This window comes from Desulfosporosinus sp. FKA, assembly GCF_002196785.1.
In the GTDB taxonomy this organism is placed as follows: domain Bacteria; phylum Bacillota; class Desulfitobacteriia; order Desulfitobacteriales; family Desulfitobacteriaceae; genus Desulfosporosinus; species Desulfosporosinus acididurans.
In genome coordinates this window covers 144,659-159,202 of sequence record NZ_NAHZ01000034.1, presented here as the reverse complement: position 1 = coordinate 159,202, position 14,544 = coordinate 144,659, and the positions used below count along the sequence as shown (strand labels likewise).

The window sequence follows — 14,544 nt, the reverse complement described above, 5'->3', positions numbered from 1 at the left end:
TCTGCTTCGGTGGGGGTAGAGTCTCCCCACCGAAGTCTCGATGTTCAGTTTTAGCTGCATGAGTTCACTTAGTTCAAAGATGCCAAAAATAAACGTTTTTCGGCTTCTTGAAAGATAATAAAAAGCAATATTTACATGCATGACCTACCGTGTTATAATGCTACTGTAATTTTTACCAATTGAGAACAGAGGCGTTCCCAAAGGGGCGTTTTTCTATTTTCAAAAATTCCGAAAGGAAATAACCTCAAATTTTATAATGTAAGGTTTGTCCTATAGACAAAAAACCAAAAAGGCTATGGGACATTGCGCAATAAGATCTCCGGACGCGGAGATCTTATATTTATTTTGCCATGGGAGAGCACATTTTATAACTAAAAATGATATTGGTTAAAGGGAGGACGTGCTGATGGGAGCAATCTTCGGAGTCTCTTTATTTCCTGGATAATTATTGACAATAAAAAAATCATAATGAGTAAAGCCGTAATAATCATCTTCTTCGCCCCTTTGCTAAGGATGTTCATAATGAGACATAATGCTTGATATAGACTATTCAGCATGTCCAAAGAAAGTTCATTGCTTGATGACGTCTAAAGTATTTGGAAGGAAATTATCCTTTTTTCTAAGATCAAAGAGTTGAAGAAGCCTAAGGGATTATCAAACTATGATTGCGTTTTTTAATGTTTACCGATCCTTAGTAAATGATCTTATAAAAAACAGAGCAGACAAAACTGCTCTGTTAATGATGAGTCATTTGTTTAATCGTGACTGGGGTCAGTATTCTCATTCGTGGGAATATCCGTCTTTTGGGCTATAACCTTCGTTTTCGGGGTTATAATTCCGGATTTGGGTGAGTTTTCTTTCGGTAAGAAATCTGTATTGTTACTTTTACCTAAGGTTGCCATGCTCTTATCTCCTTTACATAAACTAGATCTAGTTTTTGCAAAAGAGACTAATCTAAAACGGTAATTTATTCCAATTATGTATATGGTTTTTACTTAAAAAAACTCAAAGCAACTGACTAGAGTTCCAGATGCTTTGAGTTTTTTATAGGTTTCGGGAAGAAATAAGGGCCAATTAATCGGCAATTATATATCGTCTCCAGGGAATTCTTTGAGGATCTATTTTCGAAATATAATCAACAATCTCTTTTTGCCCGTAATAAGTAGATTTTCCCTCCCAATCACGGCCCAATAGGATGATGGGCATACCCGGGAAAACATGGCGATATGCATTTATAGCTTCTTCGTTTTGGTTAATATTCTGTACAACATCATGATTGACCAAAACTATAGCATATTTAACACCCTCATCATTAACAATAGAACCTGTAATTTGATAACTCATAATTTCTCTCCTTTAATAAATGATAATATCTTTTATTCTGATCATCTAACTAAATTCGACACAAAAAGAGAAACACCTGTTTAGGAGACATTTAATCATCATTGTATCTTAGATCAAGTTTGTAATTATGTAAATCAAGTCCTAGTATGCCCCATTTTATCTATTCCATTAACCAAACCAAAAATCACTTTTTAATAAATTCTTCACATAATGATCATATAAGCATCACAGATCTGCTTTACTATTATTAGCAGGATCAGCATGCAGCTAGTCAATCCATTCAATCTATTCCTTCTTACTGTACCTCTCCAAGTGAGGGGTATTTCTTTTATAAGTATGAGTAAGCTTTTGTGAGGTTAACAGGGGTCAGCAATATTGGTGTCGCTATAATGTGATGGGACGTGAAGTAAGATGAAACTTATATTATTTCTAATACTAATTTGCCTTGATTGTGGTATCCTTGTTAAGAATTTGCGCTGAATTAGTTTTGTGCTAGAAATAGGTGGTTTCATTCTTCTCTCTAATAGGAATATACTTTCGCTCAATATAGGGGAAAGCTCTAACACCAACACTAATTATGGTTGGTGTTATTTTTGTGCGCACTTGAAGTTATGTAATACTGTTCATTTTTCAAACGAAGGTTACTAAGCGACACGATTCGACCGGAAAATTGTCGAAGATATGCTATAATTTATAACAAATTTGGAAACTAGCAAATGCTTTAAGATATAAGAGAAGTTATAGTGCTTTAGTCCTAGAAATACACTAAAGTTTTAGACAATATTTACCGATGTAATAAGATAGGAGTTGTTTTAATTGAATAGTCATATCTAACAATTCATTCATACTGATTCCAGCTGTTTCTGGTTACGAGGGAGGTATCTATTTTAGCGCAAAACATCACAAAGTTATTCTAAGAGTGGAAATTCACTAATTTTCTTCAAGACAGAAAGGAGAGAAAGTGTTGTTTTTTATGAAAGATATATTTAGATCTCGGACTAATAGTCTAAGCAAAAAATGGTTATCCTGTTTGGCAATCTTGATTCTGCTGATCTCGATGTTTCCGGCAACTGCTTTGGGTGCAGGTTCCATTAGTATCACTACGACTCCATCGACAGTGACCGAAGGAGATGTAGAATCAATCAGCGGCTTCACGGCCACCTTTACCTTACCATCTGGGATATACTGGGGAGCAAGTATTGACTCTGTTTCTCCGGGCACCATTAATTCTCTGTTGATTCCTAACTTAAAAAATGCCTTTCGAGCTTCGTCCGATCAAGATCTATGGAACCAATTACTAAATAATGCTAGTAATAATGCTAGTAATATAACAGTCAGTTCTGACCATACCAGCATCAGCATAGCATTCCCGACATATACAAATTACAATATTCAACAGGACCAAACAATCACCTTTACCCCTCCTGCCTCCCTTTTGGAAGATTCCTCATCACCAATTGCGTCGAGCACCTTTACTATCACTGCAACGCCTAAAGCTATTCTCTCAGGTTCACTAACCGAGGGAGCGACTGAGGCGGATATCGTTTCTGGAGGCAAGACTCTCACTATTAAACTGGTTAATTGTCAGTGGGATCCTTATATTGCTACTAACGCAACTAAGCGAGAAACGCTGTTCAAATCCTTATCGGCGGACACTGGCCTTCCAGATTACGACCAATGGAATACAAGTGTTTACAATGCCCTGGTTTCCGCGCCCGATCCCAGCGCAGTGATTAGTAGGGCTGATGACCATACAGTTATTATTACTCTTCCGCCAACGCCCAGTTATAATATATCTGTGCCACAAACAGTAACGTTAAATAGTACCCAAATTGGAAGTCTCATTGGCTCCCCAAGTTCATTTTCAATTCTCAATCCTTCATTTACCATAAATAATAATGCTACTTCAATTCAATGGTCTCCTTCAACTCCTCCAACATTTTCCGAGTCATTAATAAGAAGTGGCGGCGCTACTCTCGAAATGAAATTAAACGGCAATACTTGGGCATCTGATTTAACGAGTTTAAATAGCCCGAAGCAAACTGCTCTTCTAAATGGTTTTACTGCTACAGATCAAACGGCTTGGAATAATATTAAAACTGCCATAGTATCATCCCCCACAAACTGTTTTAGCTGCCCTGATCCCTACACTCTCAAAATCACGCTTCCGGCAGTAAGCGATTATAATATAGCTGCTGATCAAACAGTAACTGTTCAAGTGCCTTCCACAGTTCTTACCGACAACATCCCGCTTTCCAACCAGTTATCATTTACGATCACTGCCAACCCTGCTCTCGCTGTAACTGGAACCTTAGCACAAGGGTGTAATGAAATGGATATAGTTAACGGGGGCAAGACTATCGTTGCCACCCTTACCAATACCACATGGCAACCGAATGTAACTATAAATGAAACTATGAGGGAAAAACTCATTGATTATTTGCTGGGCAATACCACTGCAGCTCCTTCCGATACTACAAATTGGAACAACGCTATTCCAATCATCAAGGCTAGTGCAACTTATTCCTTAGATAATCCTAATCAAGTTACTATTACCCTGCCTCCCGTGCCTGGCTTCAACATTACAGGCGCATTAGATATAAAATCAAGGTCTGTTTCAGATGGTAATTATACTCCAAGCACTTTAATTTCCCCCACAACTAATTATGAAGAAACCCCATTCGATATCAGTATTTCCCCGGTCAATAATCAAACTGCAACCGTTTCCGGGACTATAACCACGGCATCAGAATCAGATATTGTTACCGGCGGAAAAACTATGGTTATTACTTTAAATAATGATATTTGGGCCCCCGATATTGTAAGTAATAGTGCAAAATTGAACTCGTTGATAGCTGGTTTAACGACTACTACAGATAATTTAGTTTGGCAAAACGATGTTGTGCCAGCGCTTAATTCTTCTAATGTTGTCCGAACAAGTGACAAAGTACTCACGATTACTCTTCCTTCAATTGCAAATTATACCATCAGCCAAGATCAAACAATTAACGTTACAATTCACAATAGCCCAAACAAGCTTACTGTATTGACTAATTCAGATATAAATGCCGGCTCGATTACGATCAAAGCTGTTACGGTTACCTTAAGTGGTACGGCAGTTACTACTCCATTGGACAGCAAGGCAGTGGCAACTGGCGGTAGGACCATAATCCTAACGTTAAATAATGCTACTTGGGCATCTGATGTGACGACCGAAGCAAAAGTCGATAAACTTTTAACTTATTTTTCGTCAGTTGGCACTAGCACTAACTGGACCAATGTTATCGAACCTGTAATCAAATCCCAAAATGTCACACGCAGCAATGGTGTTCTAACAATTAAGCTCCCGCCGATTTCAACCACCTTAGCGAATGGTTCTGAAACGGTTACGTTTAAAATTAACGGGGGTGATAATCCGCCACCCTTTCCGATGTTGATTAATGAGACTTTAAGTTCTACAAAAGCCTTAACGGATGCTGTTAATAAACTACAAATTGGGCAGACAAGTTCTTCAATTTCTGTCAATATGAACTCTACTATTACTTCGGTTTCCGATGTGGCATCAGGAGGCAAGTCAATTGCAATTACACTTAGTGGAGGCGCTAGTTGGGATCCGAGTTTGCCCACGAACAGCTCGAAAATTAGATTATTAGTAAAAGGTTTCACTTCTGACTTAGATCCCACTAGCTGGGCTTTGGTTCAAACCGCTCTATCCAGCAATAGTGCCATGAGTGACTTCGTAATTACCAGTGCCCTAACGAACAATGACACTCTTACAATTACGTTGCCGCCGGTGTCTAATTTTGATCCTATTAAAAATCAGAAAATCAGTCTGACGATTCCTAAAACAGCAATTTACCAAGGTACCGCTGACGTTCCAGTATCTGCGCAAATTTCTATCTCTTTGCCAACGACTACTGACCGAGGGGCCTTGGGTTCTTGCATGTTAGACGGAAGTTTTGTCAATTATATTAATCAAAACTCCTTGAATCAAATTTATCTGGATGTTCCAACGAAGTACATCACTTCTATTGCTAACAAACAGACGTCTATTAGTAATACACCATCCGCTGGCGGCCAATCTTCAGTGACAGATACGATTAACTCTCTTGATATTTATACAGATAGTAGTGTTAAATCGGTAAAAGTTTTAATCAATTCTACAACACCGTATACAAGTAGTTTGCCGATTGTTGATTCTAGTGGGCAGAAATATAATATTTCATTTGCTACAGGTAGTTTACCCACCTCGACAAGCTCTTCAACATCTTCCACAAAAACAGGATCGAACACATCTTTGGCCGCCTTTGACGTAACAATTACTGCATTAGACAGCAGCGGAAATGTCTTACAAACTTGTTATCAAAAAATCAGTGGCTCAAAGGCATACAGCTTGGCTCCCAAAACAGACATTAGTGGTTATTACAGCCTGTATAAACTTATGCATGACTCAAGTCTGTTGACAAATATTCTGAAGTACTATTCTACAGGTGATTTAAGGGTTAGGACCAAATAAAACAGATAAACTGGAGGTGTATATGGTGAAAAAATACTTCTCATTTCTTTTAATTATAGTCTCCTTGTTGATATGGGTAGTTCCGGCTCAAGCCGCAACTGTACCTGACGGATATACTACTTGGCAAATGCAGACAACGACAGATGCCCATAAAGTTTGGACAGTAAAACTTAGTGCCCCGATGGACAGTGCTGGCATTAATAAAGGTAACATTTATGTTACCGATGATAGCAACAACCTGATAGGCACCACCCTGAGTCTTTCCTCTGACGGTCTTACCGTTCAGGTAACACCTGTATCTGCATATCTTGCAGGGAATAAATATTGGCTTTATATCAGCGGAGATTTAACCTTCAATGGGGGAAAGCAACACTTGGCTCAGCCCATTGCAATGCCGTTTACAGTAACTTCGGCGGGCAGTGAGATCTATTCCGTATCGGATAGCTATTCCAGTTTATTTACGAATTTTTCTGTGGCTACGGGGCCCGATGTTTTCAGTGTTAAGATCAATTCGACCAGTATGATATATCAGGGCAATAATAGCTACAGTGTGGGAATGGTTGGGCTGAAGCAGGGCAGTAAAGTGACGGTCTATGCCTATGATAGCACAGGGAAACTGCTGCAAAGTCAAGTCTATATTGTAAATTAACTCTTCCTTACAGAAGACGATGCATATTTGATCAATAATGAACAGGCCAGTCGATATAGAAACCGACTGGCCTATTTTAATTGCTGATGAAGCGGTGTCTAAAAGATAATTTTGGAAATTGTGGCAATTATTTTTGGATCAACAAGATCATGAACCTCGAGTTGCTGAATGCAGAGTTATTGGAATGACAGCAAGGCCTTGTGCATACTAAGGCAGAACTTTTTTAAAATTAAAAGTGTTGAGGTAAAGGGTCTTTGTTTGCAAATAACATTATTTTTTAAACATAAAATTACCATATTTATATATACTGACAAAATAAAAATATATAGTATAATATATTAACAAACATTAAATTTTGTTTTAAGTTTTTCAGATACTAAAGTTTAATATCTTACGCGTTGTTCGAATAAATAACAATTTTAAAATTGATTATCGAATTTATTTTGGAAAAAATATCAAATGTAATTTAACACAAGAAAATAGGAATGAATTAATGAAAAGAATAAGTGTATCTATTTTGGTTTTATTAATATTCGTATTGGCAGGTCTGGGCCTTAGTATTCGACAACCACTGCGGGCATCTCAGAAAAGTGAGACCGCTCCAACCGCTGTAACAGTTACTAAACATCAACCCTTGAAGGGCATTAGTAAGCTTAAAAATGGTACAATTAATGCCGTGATTCTGGGCGACTCAATTTCTGTTAGTCAAGGTGCGTCCGATCCCTCTGTAACGGGTTGGAATTCAGATTTGAATAAATCCTTGTTTGACACCTTTGGACACAAAATAGTCTGGGATAATAAAGGTTCGTCAGGAAAGCTTATTGATTATGCCTTAAATAAAGCTAAGGAAATAAGCAGCAGCACAGATGCTGTATTTATTTGTTTAGGGAGAATCGACAGGAATTTTTCAACTCCAGAACAATTTAGTGAAAAATATACGGAGTTAATAACTATTATTAAAAGCCGAGCTCCCAACGCAGATATATTTTGCATTGTAGAACCACCCATGATCTCTCTGGATGAGTCAAAATTTGCCGGAATCAGATCTACAATAATTGACGTTTCTGCTAAGACAGGGTCAAACTTGTTAGATGTCTGGAGTGCATTTCCTAAGGATCATCATAGTTTAAGTGAACTGCTCGAAGACGTTCTTCATCCCAACGATAAGGGTAATAAGCTAATGTCAAATTTTATTTATCAACGATTAGTAACTGTGATAAATAACGAAGTGAATTCAGCCACTATCGTCCATCTCCCAACAACTTAAACACGGAAGTACTCCCAGCAGCAACGTGGGAGTATTTCTTTTTGTTATGGTTTATTCCTAAAGGCGAACATAAATTACTATCTATTGCATTTAATATAACTGTAGACAGAATCCCTCGTTGCTTTCGGACGACTAAGGGGGAAAGAAATGATAGTACGATGGGAAAGTGAAGATTTGACGGAACTTATAAAGGAGTTATTGCCTGCCCATATTGAGCTGGAGACGTTAACAGGAAAACGCATTTATTTTTCACCGAATTTAGAGAATTCACGTGGATTTGCGGAGGCAGTTTGTTCAATTTTAATGACCTTCTTCTTGAATAATAAATATTGTTCTCTAATTCTAATTCAAGAAGACGAAGATTCGAAAATTGTGCTCAATGTTTTAGGATTCCTAATAATCGCCCAAACACTTGATCAGGAAATAGTTTTGAGTTACAAAGTGCTCCCTAATGATTTTCTAACCCAATATTTAACGATTTAAACGATTGGAATAAATCTGCGTATTTATACCTGCTTTAACAACTCTTCTCAGCCGGATTAATTACAGCTCTAAGATTTAGATTTGTGATAAGGTGAATTTACTGTGCAATATTATTCAAAATTTGACAATATATACAAGTACTATTATAATTGTTTCATCAAATTGCAATGATTTTTGCACTTACTTATTAAACGATAAGCTAAAATAAGGGAGCAAGAAGACATGGCTGATAATGAAACCATTTTAACGGCAGAAGGTTTAAAGCAACTTGAAGAAGAGTTAGAACTGTATAAGACCGTGAAACGGAAGGAAGTTGCAGGCCGCATAAAACAGGCCATTGATTTCGGAGATATCAGCGAAAATTCGGAGTATGATGATGCTAAAGATGAACAAGCCTTTATTGAAACAAGGATTATTGCTCTAGAGAAAATGCTTGGTAATGTAAAGGTTATTCGCGATGTTAAGGAAACTGACGTTGTAACTCTGGGGGCTAAAGTGCTTTTGAGAGATGTCGAGTTTGATGATGACGAAGAGTATTACATAGTAGGTTCTGTCGAGGCAGACCCTGATACCAATAAAATTTCTAATGAATCTCCTGTCGGGAGAGCAGTTCTTGGCAAATCAAAGGGATCTCTTGTAAATGTGTCAGCTCCCTCAGGTTTTGTGCAATATCAAATTTTAGATATTTCCTAGACTTAGAAACTTATAAAATTGAGGATATTGCTTGGTTTGTTAAGGGAAAAGAAATAATTGTATTTCTCAAGATGTATAGGGATAGGGACGGATTATGAAGATTTGGACTCTCGAAACAATATCTGAGGACACTGCCCATAAAAGAATATAAGGGTTAAATAAGGGGATAGCAAGGAGCTATCCCTTTTGAGTCCATAATTTAGTATCGTTTTTAGAAGTCTAGGCTAAAACAGCATACACAACCGATCCATGACATGAGAATTTAGTGAAAGTAAATGTGTTGTGTCCAAGGACGTAGGATAAAGGTGAAACGATTAATGGAAAACATTGGTTTGACAGATGTCGAAATCTAAGATAAATTAAACAATAATAATAAAATTATAAATTAAATAACGAATTTAGTCGAACTTATATTATAAGTAAATGTTGAGATTCCAAAAGTTTGAGAGATTGATACTAGGCCTCTAGTGGTTTTATTACCAGAAAAGTTATCAGTATATTCAAAAGATGTAGAAAAGGTTCAAGTTGTTAAGATTATTTAGGGAGGAAATGAAAAATGGTACAAAAGGAAATAATAAGTAATCTGACTCTCTCTCAACACGATCTGTCCCAAATAAAAATTACTGATGTTATTGACCTTGATTTCCTACAACAGTTTCAGGATGACTTTGCAAAGGGATGCGGATTAGCTAGTGTGACGGTAGATTTAGAGGGAAATCCAGTCACCAATCCGAGCAGTTATACAAGATTTTGTAGTCATTATACCCATTCAACTGAACGGGGTGATAAAAGATGTGCGGAATCCCATAGAAAAGGCGGTGAGGAAGCCGCTCGAACTGGAAAACCGGTAGTCTACGAATGTCATGCAGGGCTTATAGATTTTGCGGCCCCGATTATGCTTGAAGGGCATCAAATCGGAACTATTTTGGGTGGACAAGTGTTAACCTCTGCTCCTGAGGAAGCTAAATACCTTCGTATCGCTGGGGAGATTGGCGTTGATCCTGATGGATATGTCGAATCTGTTCACGAAGTTACACAGTTATCACGTGAAAGGATCGAGGCGGCTGCCAACGTTCTCTTTATTGTAGCTAATACTTTGTCCAAAACTGTATTTCAACAGCGAAAATTGAAAGTAACCGCTGCAACACTTAATGATAGTCTTCATCAGATATCTGCTACTATGCAACAATTAGCGGCTTCATCAACCGTTGTCAATGACAATCAATTAAATCTCAACGCAGAAATCAAGAATGTAAATGCTGTGACAGGGCAAATCAATAATGTCATGGACTTCATTAAGGAAATTGCCGATGAAACTCGTCTGCTCGGCTTAAATGCTGCGATTGAAGCAGCAAGAGCAGGAGAAGCTGGCTTAGGGTTCGGCGTTGTAGCTCAAGAGATTCGTAAATTATCGGATGATTCCAAACAAACTGTGGGAAAGATCAAAGAACTTACAACTTCAATCATTGATTCGGTTCATAAAACCGTTGATATGGGAAATGAAACTACTGCAACTGTAGAACAGCAAGCTGCAGCGATTCAAGAGGTTACTTCTAGTGTTGAGGAAATTTCTGCGTTAACTGAACAGCTAAATGCATTAGCTTCTGAAATGTAGAATTTACACTCTGAAAGGGGGAGGACCAAATGGCTATTAATCAGTTGGTGATTTTTGCACTTGATGGTGAAGAATATGGTGTAGATGTGACAACTGTAAATGGAATTTTGCGATCGAGTAAGTTCAAAATCCAAACTGTTCCCGGATTACCTTATGCAATCGAAGGAATCATCAATTTGCGGGGCAGAGTTAATTATATCTTTAATCTGCGTAAGAAATTCAATTTAACAGTTAACGAATATCCCGAGGATAGCAAGTTTGTGATGCTGAATATTAACGGCACAATTGCTGGATGTATCGTGGATGAAGTAACGGACATTGTTAAATTCAATGAAGACGATATTCAACCTGCACCTGAGTTCGTTTCTCAAAATAATGGTTATTTAAAAGGAATTGCAAAAATTAATGACCGAATGGTAATCTTCCTTGATCCTGAAAAGTTGCTGGCAACTGAAGAATATAATTTATTAGAAGTTGCTGATTAGAGATTTTAAAAGATATGCAAAAAGGTCCTCAGTAAGGGGGCCTTTTTGCGTTGGTTATACTTTACTCTCGGTTGAAAAACTGCACTTAATTGTACAGAAAAAGCATGGAGGCCTTGATATGTTGAGGATCATTTCACGTTAGTATGAAACAAGGTGCAGGAAGTAGAAAAAAACTACTCCTTACCATCCGGAAAGTTTAATGAATTAATAATCATTTCTCCCCCAAAACTTGCCTAACCAAACAGCGCCGGCGATACCAATTGTATGGATAATTAACGAACGAGGACTTAGTAAATTCCCTTTCTTTTTCATTAATCCCATGTCATCAAATCCTTTCTCCTTATAGATTTTAAAGTTAGTTTTTCATATTTCTTAAGGAATGATACTAGCCAAAATTTGCAAGTACTTAACAAAAGGCGAAAAGGCTGTTTCTTTTTGAGCAATTAAGGCCATATGATAATCGATAATAGTTCGGCCTAACTAGGGGTTATACCCTATATAATCAAGAAGTATTATACAAAAAGCAGTTTTAAATTTATACTAATTAATTAGGCAATTCAACACTCGAGGAGCAAAAGTTTGCCTAAAGTTGTACTACGACAGACTTTAATAAAACATCTCTTTTATCCAATGAAAGACTCCCACTTCTTGTAAGTGGGGGTAGGCCCTGCGTTAACTTCATGTGGGGTAGAGTCCTCCTTCGCCGCTAAGTATTCCTATTGGGAAAGGGGCTCGGCAATAATGTCCATTGGACATTATTGTATCTGAAGCCTCGATGTTCGGCTTTAGCTGAACGAGTTCACTGACATAAGAAGATTTTTTTGTTATGGGAGGAAACAGAGAGGAATCCTTCTCAGGGGGAGATGTTATTGTGGTTTAGTATTGACACTCCCACGGCTAAAGCCGATGGGATTCTTGGGTGATTAAACCGAAGTACATTTCTGCTATCGGAGTATGACCCCAAGTTCAGGGCTATGCCATTAGCCCGTCCTAGAGCAGTACACAATGGTACTCTAGGCTGATAGCCTGTTACCAGTTACCACAGTTTCTTTGAAAACGATCGTTTTAACGTCTTTTTTCTTCGAAATGAATAGGTCGAAATAGTGAAAGGAGATTATCAATGTCTTTGAGGGATTTAAGGATAAGAAACAAAATATTATTATCAACAGGCTTAGTTGTTGTGCTTTCGTTTGTTTGCGTAATTTTCTTAGTGTCATTAAGATCAGTTGAAATGGCTAAGACATCTTCTTTTGAAATGGCATCACATATGGCTGATGAATATAGTAATCAAGTAAAAAACGAGTTAAGTGTTCCTATGGATACGGTCAGAACATTGGCATCATCTTTTGAAGGAATGAAAGTGACAAATAACACAAATCGAACTACTATGAATGCTATGATCGTCAACGTTTTACAAGGCAACCCCTCATTTTTGGCAAACTGGTCTGTATGGGAACCCAATGCACTCGATGGGAATGATGCTAACTATCAAAATCAACCGGGATATGATGCAACGGGGCGCTTTATCCCCTATTGGAATAGAGGGAATGGAAATATTAAGTTAGCACCACTAACGGGTTATGATACACCAGGTGCCGGAGATTATTACTTAATTCCTAAAAAGACACATAAAGAGACTATCCTCGATCCTCTCTCATACAAAGTGAATGGCAAAGAGGTTCTTATGACCAGCTTGGCAGCACCTATAATGGTCAATAACAATAGTACTTTCGTGGGAGTTGTCGGAGCCGATATTGCATTAGATACGATACAAAAAATGATTTCTAATATAAAACCTTTAAACACAGGCTATGCTTGCCTTGTTTCTAATAACGGCAAGTACGTTTCCAATCCTGACCCTAAAGAGATAGGCAAGGTTCTCGATAATCAAGCAGTTATAGCGAGTATCAAAAATGGTAAGACGTATACTTTATCTAATAATGAGTATTACAGACTGTATGAACCAATAATCATTGGTCATACTACGACACCATGGTCGCTGGAAATCACAGTTCCGATGGCGACAATTCTAGCACAGGCAAACTCCATTCGGAATTTTTCGATTATCGTTGCTTTAATTGCTATTTTAGTGATTGGCTTAGTTATCTATTTAGTTTCCGGAGGGATAACAAAACCGATCATACAAACAAGTGAAGTGTTAAAAGATATATCGCAAGGGGATGGAGACTTAACAAAACGGCTCAATGTAGTATCTAATGACGAGGTCGGGAAGCTTGCACAGCACTTCAATCGATTTATTGGAGATATACATAGCATAGTGAAGGAAGTTACTGATACTGCCAGTACTTTGGGTGCCACGAGTGAAGAACTATCGGCTGCGGCTCAAGAAGCTACCGTCACTAGTGAACAAGTCGCTGGGACCCTGGGGCAGCTTGCTTCTGGAGCAACTGAGCAAGCTAGAACAGTCGAAGAAATCAGTGAGGTTATTAAGCGGCTGGCAGTACATACACAACAGGTTGCTGAGAATGCGGAAATAGCCAGTTCAAGTGGCAATAAGGCAGCCCAAGCTGCAGAAACAGGTGCTCTTCAAGCAGAAGATGCTGTGCAGAAGATTGGGGAAATTAGTAAGATTACAGCTCAAACAGCGGAAGTTATTGCCCAGTTAGGAGACCAATCAAGCCAAATTGGTCAAATTGTCGATGTAATTACAGGCATCGCATCTCAAACGAATTTACTGGCCTTAAATGCTGCAATAGAAGCTGCACGGGCCGGTGAACAAGGAAGAGGTTTTGCAGTTGTTGCTGAGGAGGTGCGGAAACTAGCTGAACAGTCTTCAATGTCTGCTGCTCAAATCTCTACCTTGATTAGTAATATTCAAAATGAAGCGAAAAGTGCTGTAGGAATTATGGAAAAGGGTAAAGCAGAGGTTGCAGCTGGAGTAGAAACTGTTAATCTTGCAGGGAATTCGTTTAAAGCCATTGTGACTGAGGTCAAAACGGTAGTTGAACAGATTAATCAAGTTACAGAAGCAACGAAACAAATTGCCGAAGGGAGTTCGCAAGCAGTTAAATCTGTGGAAAATATCGGAGTCATTGCGGAAGAGGCTGCAGCTAATACCCAAGAAGTTTCAGCCTCATCTGAGGAACAGTCAGCTACAATGACCTCAGTGAGTCAATCTGCTGAAGCATTGGCGAAAATCGGGGAAACTCTCACCCAATTAGTGGGTAAATTTAAATTGTAAAACTTTGCAGTTAATGAACTCTTTTGCTACGCAGTGGACGAATTTTAGTGCAGTAATAGCTTTAGGGCAAAGATGAAGACTAGAGATAGTCTTTTTTCTTTGCCCTTTACTTAAATGCATCGAATCTAGAATTGATTTATCCAGTTTTTAAGACCCCCACTTCTTGTAAGTGGGGGTAGGCCCTGCGTTAAACTTCAGGTGGGGTAGATTCCTCCTTCGCCGCTAAGTATTCCTATTGGGAAAGGCGGCTCGGCAATAATGTCCACTGGACATTATTGTATCTGAAGCCT

The 14,544-nt window shown here is 38.3% G+C and carries 10 protein-coding genes; 8 read left to right on the top strand and 2 right to left on the bottom strand.

From position 1 onward, the window contains the following. Nucleotides 1-755: 755 nt before the first annotated feature. Nucleotides 756-902, bottom strand: coding sequence for a hypothetical protein (locus B5771_RS24445; RefSeq protein WP_172408344.1), 147 nt, complete (start codon nt 900-902; stop codon nt 756-758). A gap of 172 nt (nt 903-1,074) precedes the next feature. Continuing rightward, the gene (locus B5771_RS21930; protein ID WP_088189435.1) at nt 1,075-1,344 is read right to left on the bottom strand and encodes a hypothetical protein; all 270 of its coding nucleotides are present in this window, start codon (nt 1,342-1,344) and stop codon (nt 1,075-1,077) included. A 964-nt stretch (nt 1,345-2,308) separates the two neighbouring features. Between B5771_RS21930 and B5771_RS21925 the strand changes: the two genes are divergently transcribed. The 8 genes from B5771_RS21925 (at nt 2,309) to B5771_RS21890 (ending at nt 14,254) form a co-directional block, all read left to right on the top strand. Further along, a complete protein-coding gene (locus tag B5771_RS21925) occupies nt 2,309-5,860 on the top strand; it encodes a hypothetical protein (protein WP_088189434.1) in 3,552 nt (1,183 codons plus the stop codon). Between the two features lie 25 nt (nt 5,861-5,885). Beyond that, a complete protein-coding gene (locus B5771_RS21920) occupies nt 5,886-6,509 on the top strand; it encodes an Ig-like domain-containing protein (protein ID WP_140417776.1) in 624 nt (207 codons plus the stop codon). A gap of 493 nt (nt 6,510-7,002) precedes the next feature. Next, nucleotides 7,003-7,776, top strand: a complete 774-nt coding sequence (locus tag B5771_RS21915; protein ID WP_088189432.1) for an SGNH/GDSL hydrolase family protein — start codon at nt 7,003-7,005, stop codon at nt 7,774-7,776. 147 nt (nt 7,777-7,923) lie between these two features. Next, complete coding sequence (locus tag B5771_RS21910; protein WP_088189431.1) at nt 7,924-8,259, top strand: hypothetical protein; 336 nt, start codon at nt 7,924-7,926, stop codon at nt 8,257-8,259. 222 nt (nt 8,260-8,481) lie between these two features. After that, the gene (greA, locus tag B5771_RS21905) at nt 8,482-8,952 is read left to right on the top strand and encodes a transcription elongation factor GreA (protein WP_088189430.1); all 471 of its coding nucleotides are present in this window, start codon (nt 8,482-8,484) and stop codon (nt 8,950-8,952) included. Between the two features lie 556 nt (nt 8,953-9,508). Then, complete coding sequence (locus tag B5771_RS21900; protein ID WP_088189429.1) at nt 9,509-10,567, top strand: PocR ligand-binding domain-containing protein; 1,059 nt, start codon at nt 9,509-9,511, stop codon at nt 10,565-10,567. Nucleotides 10,568-10,596: 29 nt separating this feature from the next. Then, nucleotides 10,597-11,052 (top strand): chemotaxis protein CheW, encoded by a 456-nt coding sequence (locus tag B5771_RS21895; protein ID WP_088189428.1) that lies wholly within the window; start codon nt 10,597-10,599, stop codon nt 11,050-11,052. Nucleotides 11,053-12,172: 1,120 nt separating this feature from the next. Beyond that, the gene (locus B5771_RS21890) at nt 12,173-14,254 is read left to right on the top strand and encodes a methyl-accepting chemotaxis protein (RefSeq protein WP_088189427.1); all 2,082 of its coding nucleotides are present in this window, start codon (nt 12,173-12,175) and stop codon (nt 14,252-14,254) included. Nucleotides 14,255-14,544 lie beyond the last annotated feature (290 nt).